Source organism: Microbacterium sp. W1-4-2 (assembly GCF_058349885.2).
The window spans coordinates 1,063,387-1,076,839 of record NZ_JBYRJC020000001.1 but is presented as its reverse complement, the minus strand read 5'-3'; the positions used below and the strand labels follow the sequence as shown (position 1 = coordinate 1,076,839).

The window sequence follows — 13,453 nt, the reverse complement described above, 5'->3', positions numbered from 1 at the left end:
GGGCATAGAACGAGCCGACGATCAGGCCGTTCCAGAGAAGTTGCATCATGGGCGGGTCTCCGTTCCACCGCACTCCGTCGGGGCGGAGCGGCCGCGCGCTCGCGCGGGCGCTCCGCCGAGGCGGATCAGCCCTGCAGGTCGTCCGCGAGCACGAAGTTGCCCGATGCCGGGTCGATCTTCACGATCACGAACCCGCCGCTGGTGCGCGTGCCCTGATCGGTGAACGTCAGCGGGCCGGCGAACGTCTTGAAGTCCTTCAGGCCCTTCAGCCCGGCCACGACCTTGTCGAAGTCGGTGCTCCCGGCATCCTTGATCGCCTGCGCGGCCACGCGCACGGCGTCGTACGACTGCGTCGAGTACGGGCCGGGCTCGGCGCCCGCGAGCTTCTTATAGTCGGCGATCCAGGTGTCGGCGCCGGTGAGCATGTCGGGCGTCTGCGTGAACGTGCCGAGCACCTTGTCGGTGTAGCCCTTGCCGGCGATCTGGGCGAACTTCGCGTCCACCGATCCGTCGCCGACGAGGAACAGCCCCTTGAACCCGGCGTCGGTCGCCTGACGGACGATCAGGCCGCCCTCCTGGTAATAGCCGGTCCAGTAGACCATGGCGGGCTGCTGCTTGGCCAGCTGCGTGGCGACCGCTGAGTAGTCGCTCTCGCCCGGGGTCACGGTGGAGGTGAACTGCACGGCCAGGCCGGCCTGCTTCGCCTGGTCGGCGAACGACTTCGAGAGGTCGACCGAGTACGCGGTCGAGTCATCCACCGTGGCGACGGTCTTGATGCCCGACTTCTGCGCGTACTTGACCGCGGCCTGCGCCTGCTGGGTGCCGGTGCCGTTGATCAGGAAGACCCCGGGCAGCTTCGCGTCGACGAGCTTGTTGGAGTTTGCCGCGGGGATCACCATCGGGATCTTGGCGGAGTCGAAGATCGGCAGGGTCGGCAGCGTCGAGCCCGAGCAGTACCCGCCGACCGAGACCGAGACGCCCTCGGTGACGAGCTTGTTGGCGGCGGCCACGGCGGTGGTCGCATCGCACGCGCCGTCCTCGACGACGAGCTGCAGCTTGCGGCCGTCGATCCCGCCGTCGGCGTTGAGCTCGTTGATCGCGAGCTGCGCGCCGTTCTTCATGTAGTCGCCGAACGCGGACTCGCTGCCGGAGAACGGCGCGATCATGCCGAGCTTGATCGGCCCCTTGTCGGCGGCGGCCTTGTCACCCCCGCCGGCGAGCCCGCTCGAGCAGCCCGCGGTGGCGAGCACGAGCGCTGCCGCGGCAGCGATCTGCAGAAGACGCGTGGCGCGTCGAGAACCGTGTGGCATGAGAACACTCCTTGTCAGCGACATTGCTTGACTGCACAGTAGTGCGTGACATATCACGCAGCAACCAGAGCCATGCTACTCGACTGATCCGCCACCACAAGTCGCGCTCATCACGATCGGGAAACGATCAGCCCTCGTCGCGCCCGCTCCACACACCCGTGACGTGCCCGATGTGCCGCCGCATGAGCTGCTCGGCATCCTCACCGCGCCCCGCGACAAGCAGTGCGATGAGTTGGGCGTGCTCCAGCGAGGTCGTCACGAGCGCGTCGGAGTCGGCGAGGCTGACCAGGCCCACCAACCGGGTCTGCTGCCGCAGCTCGCGCACCAGCCGCACCAGGTGTGCGTTGCCGGTCTGCTCGAGCAAGGTGAGGTGGAAGTCGGTGTCGGCCTCGAGATAGTCCTCGAACCGCCCCTTCTCGGCGGCCTCGACGATGCGATCGGCGAAGCCGGAGAGCTGGTCGACCACGGGCGCGGACAGATGCCCGGCCAGCCATCGCATCGGCGGCGCCTCGAGCAGCACGCGCACCTCGCCGAGGGCGGCGAGCTCGTCGGGCGAGACATCGGTGACCCGGAAGCCGCGATTGCGGATGGGGGTCAGGAACCCGCGCCGGGCGAGGTTGAGCATCGCTTCGCGCACGGGCGTCGCGCTGACGCCGAACTCCCCCGCGAGCGTCGGCACCGTCAGCACGGTCCCGGCGGCGAACTCGCCGCTGACGATCCTGGCTGACAGCGTGCGCTCGACCTGCTCACGCAGGCTGACCACCTCGAAGACCCCGCTCGAACTCACCGCGCTCACCTCCCCGTGTCACGTAGTACGTGACATCTTACGGTGCGCGGCGCGGTCAGCGCTTGCCGAGGAGCTTCTGGATGTCCGCCATGTCGGGCTCACCAGGCCCCTTCGCGCCGCCCAGGCCGAATCCCGACCCGGTCGGCGTCGTGTTCGAGGGGGCGGCAAGACCCGCGTTCTCGGCCGCGCGCTTGGCGGGATTACCCGAGCGCGACCCCTTCTTCTTCTGCTGCTTGCCGCGCTTGCTCGAAGCCCCCGGCTTGCCCATCGACCCCATGCCGGGGATGTTAGGCACTCCCCCGCGCGCGACGGTCTTCATCATCTTGGCAGCCTGCTCGAAGCGCTGCACGAGCTGGTTCACGTCGGTGACGGTCATGCCCGATCCGCGCGCGATGCGCAGCCGCCGCGAGCCGTTGAGGATCTTCGTGTTGCGCCGTTCACCGGGCGTCATCGACCGGATGATCGCCTCGGTGCGGTCGATCTCGCGCTCGTCGAAGTCGTCAAGCTGCTGCTTCATCTGGCCCATGCCCGGCAGCATGCCGAGCATCTTCTTCATCGAGCCCATCTTGCGCATCTGCTGCATCTGGTCGAGGAAGTCCTCGAGCGTGAACTGCTCGGTCGCGAGCTTCTCGGCGACTTTGCGCGCCTCTTCTTCGTCGAACGCCTGCTGCGCCTGCTCGATGAGGGTGAGGATGTCGCCGAGATCGAGGATCCGGCTGGCCATCCGATCCGGGTGGAACGGCTCGACGTCGTCGAGCCCTTCGCCCGTGGACGCGAAGATGATCGGGCGCCCGGTGACCGAGGCCACCGACAGCGCGGCGCCGCCGCGTGCGTCGCCGTCGAGCTTGGAGAGCACCACGCCGGTGAAGTCCACTCCGTCCTGGAAGGCCTTGGCCGTGTTCACGGCATCCTGACCGATCATCGCGTCGATGACGAACAGCACCTCATCGGGGTCGGTGGCCCTGCGGATGTCGGCCGCCTGCTGCATGAGCTCGGCGTCGACACCCAGGCGCCCCGCGGTGTCGATGATCACGACGTCGTGCTGGGCGCGCCGCGCGTGCTCGACGCCGTCGCGCGAGACGCGCACCGGGTCGCCGACGCCGTTGCCCGGCTCGGGAGCGTAGATCGCGGCGCCGGCCTGCTGGGCGACGACCTGCAGCTGGTTCACGGCGTTCGGACGCTGCAGGTCGGCGGCCACCAGCAGCGGCGTGTGGCCGTCCTTCTCGAGCATCTTCGCAAGCTTGCCCGCGAACGTCGTCTTGCCCGAGCCCTGCAGCCCCGCGAGCATGATCACCGTCGGCGGGTTCTTGGCGAACTGCAGCCGGCGCTGCACGCCACCGAGGATCGCGACGAGCTCTTCGTTGACGATCTGCACGACCTGCTGCGCCGGGTTCAGCGCGCGATTGACCTCGTCCGACAGGGCGCGCTCGCGCACCTTCGCGGTGAACTCCTTGACCACCGTGAGCGCGACGTCGGCATCCAGCAGGGCGCGCCGGATCTCGCGGACGGTGCCGTCCACGTCGGCGGGCGAGAGCTTGCCCTTGGTGCGGAGATTCCGGAAGGTCTCGGTGAGCCGGTCGGAGAGCGTGCCGAAAGTAGCCATGATCCCCCGATTCTACGTGAGTGGATGCCGCGTCCCGGCCGCGCGCCGATCGTCACCCGTCGGCGGGGCCGAGCTCCTGGAAGAGCGTGAGCTGCAGGTCGGCCGGGCCCGCCAGGCGCGCGTTCAGCGACCGCCACGGCGTCTCACGAGCGGAGGCCAGCACCTCGACCCCGGCGTCCGCCAGCCGCTCGGTCTCGCGGACGGCGTCGGCCACCTCGAACGCGAGACGGATGTGCGGGCTCGTCACGCCGCCGGTCTCGACGCGGTCGATGAAGCGCACCTGCGCCGGATTCGACAGTTCGAGCGTGGCTCTGCCGGCGCCGAGGATCACGACACGAGCGCCCTCGTCGCCGGCGTACGACTCCTGTTCCACGAGGCCGAGCGCGTCCCGGTACACGGCGAGGGCAGCGTCCAGGTCGTCGGCCTGCACGACCACGCGCAGCTGCGCGACCCGCCCTTCCGGCGCGATCCCGGGCACGATGTCGGGCACCATGGCCAGGGCGCGCGCCATCGTCGGCTCCAGCGGTGCGCGGCCCGCCCCCTGGTGCGCCCAGGCCCACACCGCCGAGAGCACCGCGGCCGCGTACGTCGCGCCGGCGATCTCGGCGCGCATCGGCTCGACGCCGTCGCGCTCCAGGCGCCGGGCGACGGCGTCGGCGATCCGCGCGCGGCGCAGCGACGCCTCGCGCGCGAGCTCCGCCCCGATCCCCATCGCCTCGGCGTTGACGATTGCCAGCGCCAGGCTGTCGGGCGCGAAGCCGGCCAATGCGTGCGACAGGACGGCGTCGACCTGGCCGGCGTCGTCCAGGCGGGCCGTGGCATCCCGCAGTCGCTCGTCCAGCCCGTCCCACAGGATGTCGGCCTTCGACGAGAAGTAGTTGAAGAAGCTCGACCTGCTGACGCCGGCGCGGGCCGCGATGTCGTTGACCGACGTCGCCGCATAGCCGCGCTCGAGGAACAGCTCGCAGGCGGCTTCGGCGAGTGTCTCGCGCGACGACGCCTTCGGCCGGCCGGCCCGTGCCTCACCCATGTCCCCACCCTACGGGGCGCCGCGTCGCCGTCGACCACGCGCGTCTGTCGGGTATTGTTGGATCCCGTTCATCAATACTGTGGGAGCAAGGGAGCATCATGCTCGAGATCCTGAATGCGGGCCTCGGACCCGATTTCGTGCCCTACCTGGACGGGTGGGCGCTGCAGCGCCGCATCCACGACGAGGTCGTCGCGGGCACCCGGCCCGACACCATGATCGTGCTCGAGCACGAGGCGGTGTACACCGCCGGCAAGCGCACCGAACCGCACGAGCGCCCCCAGGACGGCACGCCCGTGATCGACGTCGACCGCGGCGGCAAGATCACCTGGCACGGCCCGGGTCAGCTCGTCGGCTACCCGATCGTACGGCTGCCCGAGCCGATGGACGTGGTCGAGCACGTGCGCCGCATCGAGCGCCTGCTCATCGCGGCGCTCGGCGAGCACGGGGTGAACGGCTACCAGGTCGCCGGCCGCAGCGGGGTCTGGGTGCGCCGCCCGCTGTCGGAGGACAAGGTCGCGGCGATCGGTGTCAGGGTCGAGAAGGGCGTGACGATGCACGGGTTCGCGATCAACTGCGACAACACGCTGGCCGGGTTCCGCGGCATCATCCCGTGCGGGATCACGGATGCCGGGGTCACGACGGTCAGCGAGGTCGTCGGGCGCGACGTCTCCCCCGCCGACATCCTCGACTCCGTGGTGCGGGTCTTCCAGGCCGAGCACGCGGCGGTGGCGGCATGATCGCGGCCCATCCCGACGGGCGCAGGCTGCTGCGGCTCGAGGTCCGCAACGCCCAGACGCCGATCGAGCGCAAGCCCGAGTGGATCAAGACCAAGGCGAAGATGGGCCCGCAGTACACCGAGCTGCAGCATCTCGTGAAGGACGAAGGCCTGCACACGGTGTGCCAGGAGGCGGGCTGCCCCAACATCTTCGAGTGCTGGGAGGACCGTGAGGCGACCTTCCTCATCGGCGGGTCGCAGTGCACCAGGCGCTGCGACTTCTGTCAGATCGACACGGGCAAGCCCGCCGACTACGACACCGACGAGCCGCGCCGCGTGGCCGAGAGCGTGCAGCGGATGGGCCTGCGCTATGCGACCATCACGAGCGTCGCCCGCGACGACCTTCCCGACACGGGCGCGTGGCTGAACGCCGAGACGGTGCGGCAGATCCACGAGAAGAACCCGAACACCGGGGTCGAGCTGCTCGCCAACGAGCACAACGGAGACCCGGCCCTGCTCGGGCAGATCTTCGATGCGCGCCCCGAGGTGTTCGCGCACAACCTCGAGACGGTGCCGCGCATCTTCAAGCGCATCCGCCCCGCGTTCCGGTACGAGCGCTCGCTCGACGTTCTTACCCAGGCGCGCAACGCCGGCCTCATCACGAAGTCCAACCTGATCCTCGGCATGGGCGAAGAGCCCGAAGAGGTCGTGCAGGCGCTGGAGGACCTGCACGAGGCAGGGTGCGACATCATCACGATCACGCAGTACCTGCGACCCACCCCGCGGCACCATCCCGTGGACCGCTGGGTCAAGCCCGACGAGTTCGTCGAGTTCAAAGAAGAGGCCGAGCGCATCGGCTTCCTCGGCGTTCTGGCCGGCCCCCTGGTGCGCTCGTCGTACCGCGCGGGCCGCCTGTGGGCCCAGTCGATGATCTCGAGGGGCCGCGACATCCCCGCCCACCTCTCGCACATCGCGGCCGACGTGCACGTCGAGCGGGGGTTCGCCCAGGCCGTGTGACACCCGCGCCGCGACGGCGGCGTCAGTCGGCGCTGGTCACCGACTGCACGTCGCCGTCGGTGTTGAGGTTCACCAGCAGCACGTCGTCGGTCTCGTCGGGGTCGAGCCCGTATTCGAGCACTGCGAACGGATCGGTGCCGCCGTGCTCGTCGGCGAGGATCGTGAGGCTGATCAGGCGCAGCGAACGGATGATGTCGATGTGCGCGTCGCCGGAGATGTCGACGAGGTGGTCCTCGAGCGTGTCGCCGAGCGTCTCCTGCTGCTGCAGGATGAACTCGATGACCTCGCTCGTGCGATCGTCGAGTTCCGAGACCATCGCATTGCGGGCGGTGCGATCGATCGCCTCGAGCGACGCGATCATGCCGGCGGCGACGTCGAGGGCCGCCTGCGAGACATCGTCTTCGTCCGGCGCGGTCAGATCGACCGTCACCGCCTGATCACCCAGTTCGACGGTCTCGGACCAGAAGATCGAACCGTCCGGTCCGGATTCCAGCAGTCCGAAGTAGTCGTGTTCGATCGCCATGAACTTATGCAAGCAGACTCGGCGCGGATGCGGTAGCCCGCGCGGTCACTCTACAAGGGACGCCGCGAACACGTGCGGCGTGAAGCCCGTGAGATCGCCGATGCCCTCGCCCTGCCCGAGCAGTTTGACGGGGATGCCGGTGCGCTCCTGCACCGCGAGCACGAAGCCCCCCTTGGCCGATCCGTCGAGCTTCGTCAGCACGAGTCCGGTCACTCCGGCGTGCTCGAGGAACGCTTCGGCCTGCATGACGCCGTTCTGCCCGGTCGTGGCATCCAGCACCAGCAGCACTTCGCTGATGGGCGCCTGCTTCTCGATCACACGGCGGATCTTGGTCAGCTCGTCCATCAGCCCGCCCTTGGTGTGCAGGCGCCCGGCGGTGTCGACGATCACGATCTCGGTGCCGGTGCGCTTGGCGAAGTCGATGGTCTGGAAGGCGACGGATGCCGGGTCCTGGCCCTCTTGCTGCGGCCGTACGATCGCCGCGCCCGAGCGGTCGGCCCACGTCGCGAGCTGGTCGACCGCGGCGGCGCGGAACGTGTCGGCGGCCCCGACGACGACGGAGCGCCCGTAGCGCTGCAGGAACTTCGCGAACTTGCCGATCGTGGTCGTCTTGCCGACGCCGTTGACGCCGACCACGAGGACGACCGCGGGCCGCTCGGTGAGCTTGAGCGTGGTGTCGAACTTCGCGAAGTGCTCTTCGAGCGTCTCCTTCAGCATCCGCTGCAGGTCGCGGGGATCGGTCGTGTGGAACCGCTCGACCTTGTCTTTCAGGTCGTCGACGATGCGCTCGGTGATGTCGGGGCCGAAGTCGGCGGTCAGCAGCGCCGTCTCGAGGTCGTCCCATGTCGTCTCGTCGATGGTGGGTTTGACGAACATCCCGCGCAGCGCGCGCCCCAACGACCACTTCTCCGCCATGCCCCCAGCCTACGGGGCGGCGCCCGCCGCCCCCGCGCGAAGCGACCATACGGGACGGCAGACGCGGGTGCGGATGCCGCCGTCAGGCCGTGGCCGCCTCGGACTCGCGCGCCTTGCGGTCGCCGACGCGCTGGCCGACGACGGCCGATACGCCGTCCTGGCGCATAGAGACGCCGTAAAGGGCGTCGGCGATCTCCATCGTGCGCTTCTGGTGCGTGATCACGATCAGCTGACTCGAGGCGCGCAGCTGCTCGAACACGCCGAGCAGCCGTCCGAGGTTCGCGTCGTCGAGCGCCGCCTCGACCTCGTCGAGGATGTAGAACGGGCTCGGCCGGGCCTTGAAGATCGCCGTCAGCAGCGCGACGGCCGCAAGCGACCGCTCGCCGCCGGACAGCAGCGACAGCCGCTCGATCTTCTTGCCGACCGGGCGCACCGCGACTTCGATGCCGGTCGTCAGCGGGTTGTCGGGATCGTTCAGCGTGATGCTGCCGGTGCCGCCGGGGAACAGGATCGGGAAGACCTCGGTGAATGCGATACGGGTGTCTTCGAACGCGGCGAGGAAGATCGTCTGCATCCGTTCGTCGAGCTCCGCGATGATCGTCAGCAGGTCCTTGCGGGTCTGCGTCAGATCGGCGAGCTGCTCGGTGAGGAAGCTGTGCCGCTGCTCGAGCGCCTCGAACTCCTCGAGCGCCAGCGGATTGACCCGGCCGAGCTGAGCGAGCTTGCGTTCGGCATCGGCGAGCCGCCTGCGCTGCGCGGCCCTGTCGAACGCCTGCGGCTCGGCAGAGGCATCCGTGTCGTCCTCATCGCTCTCGGCCGGGAGCGGCTGATCCGGTCCATATTCCGAAACGAGAATATCTTCGTCGACACCGAGCTCGGACTGCACCCGTTCGAGCAGGCTCGTCACGTGCAGCCGCTTCTCGTGGATCTGCAGCTCGAGAGAGTGCACGTTCTCGGTCAGGCCGGCCAGGCGTTCTCGCACCGCCGACTCCTGAGCGCGCAGTTCGGCGAGCTCCGCGGTCAGCGCCGTCCGCGCGGTCTCGGCCGCGGCCAGCTCCACCCGTGCCTGGCTGACCGACCGATCGACCGAGTCCAGCAGCGGGGGCAGTCGGCCCGCGACCCCGGCGGCGACGTCCCGCTGCGCACGCCGGATCACCGCGCGCCGCGCGGCCTCTTCGGCCGCCGCCTTCTCGCGCTCGCGCTGCCGTTCGAGCCCCACCGCGCGCGCCTCTTCGGCGCGGATCCGCTCCTTGAGCGTCTCGACTTCGAGGCGTGCCCGCATCTCGCCGTCACGCCTGTCGTCGAGCTCCTGCAGCAGACCATCGCGCGCCGAGGCGTCGAGGATCGGACGCGGCGCCTCGAGCGCGGCGTCGAGCTGCTCCTGCGCCACGCGAGCGGAGTCCCTCGCATCGTCGACCGCCGCCTGCGCCTGGCGCAGCGTCGCCTCGAGTCGCTCGCATTCGGCGACCGCCGCCTCATGGCGCACGGTCACCCGGTTCGCCGTCTCGGCCTGCGAGGCCAGAGCGGCGTCGTGCGCACGCAGCGCCTCGAGGGCGGCCTTGGCATGCGTGCGGGCCGCGTCGTGGACGGCGACCTTCTCGGCCAGAGCCTCCCGCATCGAGTCGACGACGACCTCGAGGCGCTCGCGCTGCTCGGCTGCGGCATCCCGTTCCGCCGACAGCTCGAGGCGCGAGCGTCCCTGCCCCGATCCCGCCCGCACCGAGAAGGGCGTCACGAGCTCGCCCGCCCGCGTCGCGACGGTGATCGTGCGATCGGCTGCGGCGACGGCCTCGAGCGCACCGGCCAGATCGTCGGCGATGTACACGCCGTGCAGCAGCCCCAGCACGCCGTCGGGCGCCGACACGACGTCGCGCGCCACCCGCAGACCCGCGATCGGCGGGGTGGGGTGGGATGCCGCGGCCCCGGCGATCGCGATGTCGACGACGCCGTAGTCGCCCGATCGGGCCGCACCGGCCGCGGCCAGGGCGTCGGCGGCACCGTCCACGAGCACGCCCTCGGCGAGCGGACCGAGAACGCCGGCGATCGCGGCTTCGAACCCCGGCTCGACCTGGACCGCGTCGGCGACGAGGCCGAGCAGGCCGTCCCCTCCCTCGGCGAGCAGCTGCGCGGCGCCGTTGCGCACGTCCAGGGCACGCGAGAGGGCGGCCGTCTGCGCGGTGAGCGCGTCCTTCTCGCGCTCGGCGGCGTGCAGCCGCTCGCGCAGCTCGGCGACCGCCGCCTCGCCGTCGGCGACCGCGCGCTGGCTGCGCTCGTAGCCGGCGGCGTGCTCGGCCGCCGCAGCGTCGGCGGATTCCTGGGGCTCGAGCGCGGCGAACGCGGCTTCGGCCTCGGCGCGCCTGGTCAGGGCCGCATCCAATGCGGATTGCTGGCGCGCGACCGCCTTCTCGACCGCGGCGAGGGCGGATGCCGCGGCCTCGGCGGTCCCGCGCAGGGCGGTGATCCGCATGTCGTGCTCAGAGACCAGTGCGCTCTGCGCGGCGATGTCGGCGTCCAGTGCGTCCAGCTCGGCCCGTGCGCGGCTCACGTCCCGGCCGGCCGCGGCCGCGGCATCCTGCGCAGCGCCCAATCCGGACGCGATCTCGTCGATGCCCGCGCGGACTTCGTCGATCGCCGCCTGTGTCACGGTCTGCTGCGGCGCGAGCGCATCGTCGTCGTCGGCCAGCAGCGCCAGGCGCTGCCCCGCCAGCGTGTACAGCCCGCGCAGACGCTCCTGCACCTGCTCCAGCCCGAATGCGACGCCGCGCGCCCGGTCGACGGCTTCGGAACGCTGATCGGACTCGAGCTCCTCGATGCGCGCGTGCAGGCTCTCGACCCGGTCTTGCAGCACCAGCCTCTCGGCGTGCCGCTCGTGCTCGTTCTGCGCGGCGGCGGCGAGCTCTCGTCGCAGGCCCACGAGCTCGTCGGCGAACAGCCGTGCCTTCGCGTCGCGGACGACCGCGGCGATCGTCGCGGCCTCGCGCGCGATCTCGGCTTGGCGCCCCAGCGGCTTCAGCTGGCGCCGCAGTTCGCCGGCCAGATCGCTCAGGCGGGTGAGATTGGCCTCCATGGCCTGCAGCTTGCGAACGGTCTTCTCTTTGCGACGGCGGTGCTTGAGGATCCCCGCGGCCTCCTCGATGAACCCGCGGCGCTCCTCGGGGGTCGCCTGCAGCACGGCGTCCAGACGCCCCTGCCCAACGATCACGTGCATCTCGCGGCCGAGTCCCGAGTCGCTGAGCAGCTCCTGCACGTCCAGCAGCCGGCACTGCTCGCCGTTGATCGCATACTCGCTCGCGCCATTGCGGAACAGGATCCGGCTGATCGTCACCTCGGCGTACTCGATCGGCAGGGCGCCGTCGCTGTTGTCGATCGTCAGCTGCACCTCGGCACGACCGAGCGGCCCGCGCGTGGACGTACCGGCGAAGATGACGTCTTCCATCTTGCCGCCGCGCAGGGTCTTGGCGCCCTGCTCCCCCATCACCCAGGCCAGGGCGTCGACGACATTGGATTTGCCCGATCCGTTCGGGCCGACGATGGCGGTGACCCCGGGCTCCAGCGCGAACGTGGTCGGCTGCGCAAAGGACTTGAACCCCTTGAGCGTCACGCTCTTCAGGTGCATACCCGCGCCTTCCCGCCCCTACCGGTCACCGCAACACGTTATCGGATGCGGACCGGATCGCCGGAACGGCGAGCCGCACAGCCCCCGATTCGATGCGCGACACGCCCGGAGTTCTGCGATTTCTGGAGAATCGCTTGACGCGGTGTCTTCCGCCGCGCTAGTGTCGGTGCTCGCACATTCGAGCCGGAAGGAGGCCGCCATGATGATGATCACCGAACCAATCGCGTTCGCAGGCATTTCGCGTTCAGACGCCATGTCGGCGGCCACCCGCTCCGCGGTCTCCCTCCCTGTCGCGGGCTAGCGCTCCGCCCTTCTCGCTGACGAGGACTCCGCCCTCCGCGCGCACGGCACTCGCCGGCGTCGCCCCGTCGTTCTGACGGCTCCCGCACGAGCATCCCATCGTGCCTCTCCGGTCGCATCAGCGGCCCCGGTGCCCCGCACCCAGTTCCATCGACATCGAAAGCACAGATCATGCATACCTTGCTGTCCGATGTGCGGTCCGACGAGCACCAACGGCTCCAGGACTACGCACAGCTCACGCACGACACCCATGTTCCCTACACCGACCGCATCGCCCTGCGGCTCGGCCTGTGGCTGCTGCTGGCCGGCGCTCGACGCGCCGACGCCCGCGCCGACCGCAGCGCGCGAGACCGACGGGCCCTCGCCCGAGACACGTACGCGCGTCTCGAACGAGAGGCAGCCCTCACGCGGGCCGCGATGCTGTCCCACTACCGCTGATCGGAGAAATCATGAAGAACCTGACGACGACCGAAGGCACGGAGGTCCGGATGCCGGACCTCCCCGCCGGGGTCGAACTGCGGCGCCTCGTCGTCCCCGTCTCGGTGGACGCCCCCGACGCCGGGGACTTCGTCGCCATGATCGAGGCCCGCAACGCGATCTACCGCGAGATCAACGGCCACGACGACGAGCGCATCGGCCCCGCCGAGCTTCTGCCCCGCTACACGAACCAGAAGTACGAGCGGACGCTGATGTGGCTCGTCGTGGCGGACGACGAGGTGGTCGGCCGGGCGCAGGTGAACCTGCCGCTCGAGGTCGGCTCGCGGGTCGCCTACCTGAACATCGAGCTTCTGCGTCGCGTGTGGGGCCGCGGGATCGGGTCAGCCGCGCACGAGCTGCTCGTCGCCACGGCCGCCGCGAACGGACGCACGGTGCTGCAGGGATGGGCGTCGCACCCCGACGCTCCCGGCGACCGTCTCGAGGCGCCGACCGGATTCGGGTCGGTACCGAACGATCATGCCGCGCGGTTCCTGCACTCGCACGGCTACACGCTGGAGCAGATCGAACGCAACAGCGCTCTCGTGTTGGACGATCGGACGCATCAGCGCCTGGGCGAGCTGCTGGCCGACGCGCAGAAGGCGGCGACCGGCTACCGGATCGTGCAGTGGATGGTGCCCACCCCGCCCCAGTTCGTCGCCGGCTACGGCTGGATGAAGTCACGGATGATCACCGACGCCCCGGCGGCGGGGATCGAGTTCGACGAAGAGGTGTGGGACGCCGCGCGGGTCGCCGAACACGACGCCAAGTACGTGGATGCCGGACTGACCCTGCAGGTCACCGCGGCGCAGCACGTCGAGACGGGCGACCTGGTGGCGTTCAACGAGCTCGTGGTCGGCAACGACCGGACCGAGGCGACGCATCAGGAAGACACGCTGGTGCTCGCGTCGCACCGTGGTCACCGGCTCGGGATGCTGGTGAAGTGCGCCGGTCTGCTCTCGTGGGCCGACGTCGCGCCCGACTCGCCGCGCGTGCTGACCTACAACGCCGAAGAGAACCGGCCCATGCTCGACATCAACGAGGCCATGGGGTTCGTCCCGATCATGTACAACGGCGCGTGGAAGCGGACGCTGCCGGCGTGACGGTCTCTCTGGCCTATCCGTTCCCTCGCGTCCGAGGACGCGCCCGGACGCGAGGGAACG

11 protein-coding genes are annotated in these 13,453 nt (G+C 70.1%); 4 read left to right on the top strand and 7 right to left on the bottom strand.

Annotated elements, in window-relative coordinates:
- Positions 1-125 precede the first annotated feature (125 nt).
- The 4 genes from AC3RX0_RS04895 to AC3RX0_RS04880 all read right to left on the bottom strand — a co-directional run bounded on the left by AC3RX0_RS04895 (position 126) and on the right by AC3RX0_RS04880 (position 4,730).
- Positions 126-1,310, bottom strand: a complete 1,185-nt coding sequence (locus tag AC3RX0_RS04895; RefSeq protein WP_491504803.1) for a branched-chain amino acid ABC transporter substrate-binding protein — start codon at positions 1,308-1,310, stop codon at positions 126-128.
- Positions 1,311-1,437: 127 nt separating this feature from the next.
- On the bottom strand, positions 1,438-2,097 hold the full coding sequence (locus AC3RX0_RS04890) for a GntR family transcriptional regulator (protein ID WP_491504802.1): 660 nt from the start codon (positions 2,095-2,097) through the stop codon (positions 1,438-1,440).
- A 55-nt stretch (positions 2,098-2,152) separates the two neighbouring features.
- Complete coding sequence (gene ffh / locus AC3RX0_RS04885) at positions 2,153-3,700, bottom strand: signal recognition particle protein (protein ID WP_491504801.1); 1,548 nt, start codon at positions 3,698-3,700, stop codon at positions 2,153-2,155.
- Positions 3,701-3,752: 52 nt separating this feature from the next.
- Positions 3,753-4,730, bottom strand: a complete 978-nt coding sequence (locus AC3RX0_RS04880; protein ID WP_491504800.1) for a TetR family transcriptional regulator — start codon at positions 4,728-4,730, stop codon at positions 3,753-3,755.
- 98 nt (positions 4,731-4,828) lie between these two features.
- Between AC3RX0_RS04880 and lipB the strand changes: the two genes are divergently transcribed.
- Together lipB and lipA are read left to right on the top strand one after the other, a co-directional pair.
- The gene (lipB, locus tag AC3RX0_RS04875; protein ID WP_491504799.1) at positions 4,829-5,467 is read left to right on the top strand and encodes a lipoyl(octanoyl) transferase LipB; all 639 of its coding nucleotides are present in this window, start codon (positions 4,829-4,831) and stop codon (positions 5,465-5,467) included.
- Entirely contained in the window at positions 5,467-6,462 is a 996-nt protein-coding gene (gene lipA, locus AC3RX0_RS04870; protein WP_491505385.1) for a lipoyl synthase, read from the top strand. The genes lipB and lipA overlap by 1 nt, the downstream gene beginning before the upstream one ends.
- Before the next feature lie 22 nt (positions 6,463-6,484).
- Here lipA and AC3RX0_RS04865 read toward each other — a convergent pair whose 3' ends face one another.
- From AC3RX0_RS04865 to smc, 3 genes are all read right to left on the bottom strand, one after another.
- On the bottom strand, positions 6,485-6,985 hold the full coding sequence (locus AC3RX0_RS04865) for a DUF2004 domain-containing protein (RefSeq protein ID WP_491504798.1): 501 nt from the start codon (positions 6,983-6,985) through the stop codon (positions 6,485-6,487).
- 45 nt (positions 6,986-7,030) lie between these two features.
- On the bottom strand, positions 7,031-7,900 hold the full coding sequence (gene ftsY, locus AC3RX0_RS04860) for a signal recognition particle-docking protein FtsY (RefSeq protein WP_491504797.1): 870 nt from the start codon (positions 7,898-7,900) through the stop codon (positions 7,031-7,033).
- 82 nt (positions 7,901-7,982) lie between these two features.
- Positions 7,983-11,516: a chromosome segregation protein SMC gene (smc, locus tag AC3RX0_RS04855; RefSeq protein ID WP_491504796.1), complete on the bottom strand. Its 3,534-nt coding sequence runs from the start codon at positions 11,514-11,516 to the stop codon at positions 7,983-7,985.
- A gap of 471 nt (positions 11,517-11,987) precedes the next feature.
- Between smc and AC3RX0_RS04850 the strand changes: the two genes are divergently transcribed.
- Both AC3RX0_RS04850 and AC3RX0_RS04845 read left to right on the top strand, forming a co-directional pair.
- The gene (locus AC3RX0_RS04850; protein ID WP_491504795.1) at positions 11,988-12,254 is read left to right on the top strand and encodes a hypothetical protein; all 267 of its coding nucleotides are present in this window, start codon (positions 11,988-11,990) and stop codon (positions 12,252-12,254) included.
- A gap of 11 nt (positions 12,255-12,265) precedes the next feature.
- On the top strand, positions 12,266-13,393 hold the full coding sequence (locus AC3RX0_RS04845; RefSeq protein ID WP_491504794.1) for a GNAT family N-acetyltransferase: 1,128 nt from the start codon (positions 12,266-12,268) through the stop codon (positions 13,391-13,393).
- The last annotated feature ends 60 nt before the right edge of the window (positions 13,394-13,453 follow it).

Coding starts and splice junctions, on each gene's coding strand:
- AC3RX0_RS04895 (WP_491504803.1), bottom strand. CDS start 1,310: ATGCCACACGGTTCTCGACGCGCCACGCGTCTTCTGCAGATCGCTGCC.
- ffh (WP_491504801.1), bottom strand. CDS start 3,700: ATGGCTACTTTCGGCACGCTCTCCGACCGGCTCACCGAGACCTTCCGG.
- AC3RX0_RS04880 (WP_491504800.1), bottom strand. CDS start 4,730: ATGGGTGAGGCACGGGCCGGCCGGCCGAAGGCGTCGTCGCGCGAGACA.
- lipB (WP_491504799.1), top strand. CDS start 4,829: ATGCTCGAGATCCTGAATGCGGGCCTCGGACCCGATTTCGTGCCCTAC.
- AC3RX0_RS04865 (WP_491504798.1), bottom strand. CDS start 6,985: ATGGCGATCGAACACGACTACTTCGGACTGCTGGAATCCGGACCGGAC.
- ftsY (WP_491504797.1), bottom strand. CDS start 7,900: ATGGCGGAGAAGTGGTCGTTGGGGCGCGCGCTGCGCGGGATGTTCGTC.
- smc (WP_491504796.1), bottom strand. CDS start 11,516: ATGCACCTGAAGAGCGTGACGCTCAAGGGGTTCAAGTCCTTTGCGCAG.
- AC3RX0_RS04850 (WP_491504795.1), top strand. CDS start 11,988: ATGCATACCTTGCTGTCCGATGTGCGGTCCGACGAGCACCAACGGCTC.
- AC3RX0_RS04845 (WP_491504794.1), top strand. CDS start 12,266: ATGAAGAACCTGACGACGACCGAAGGCACGGAGGTCCGGATGCCGGAC.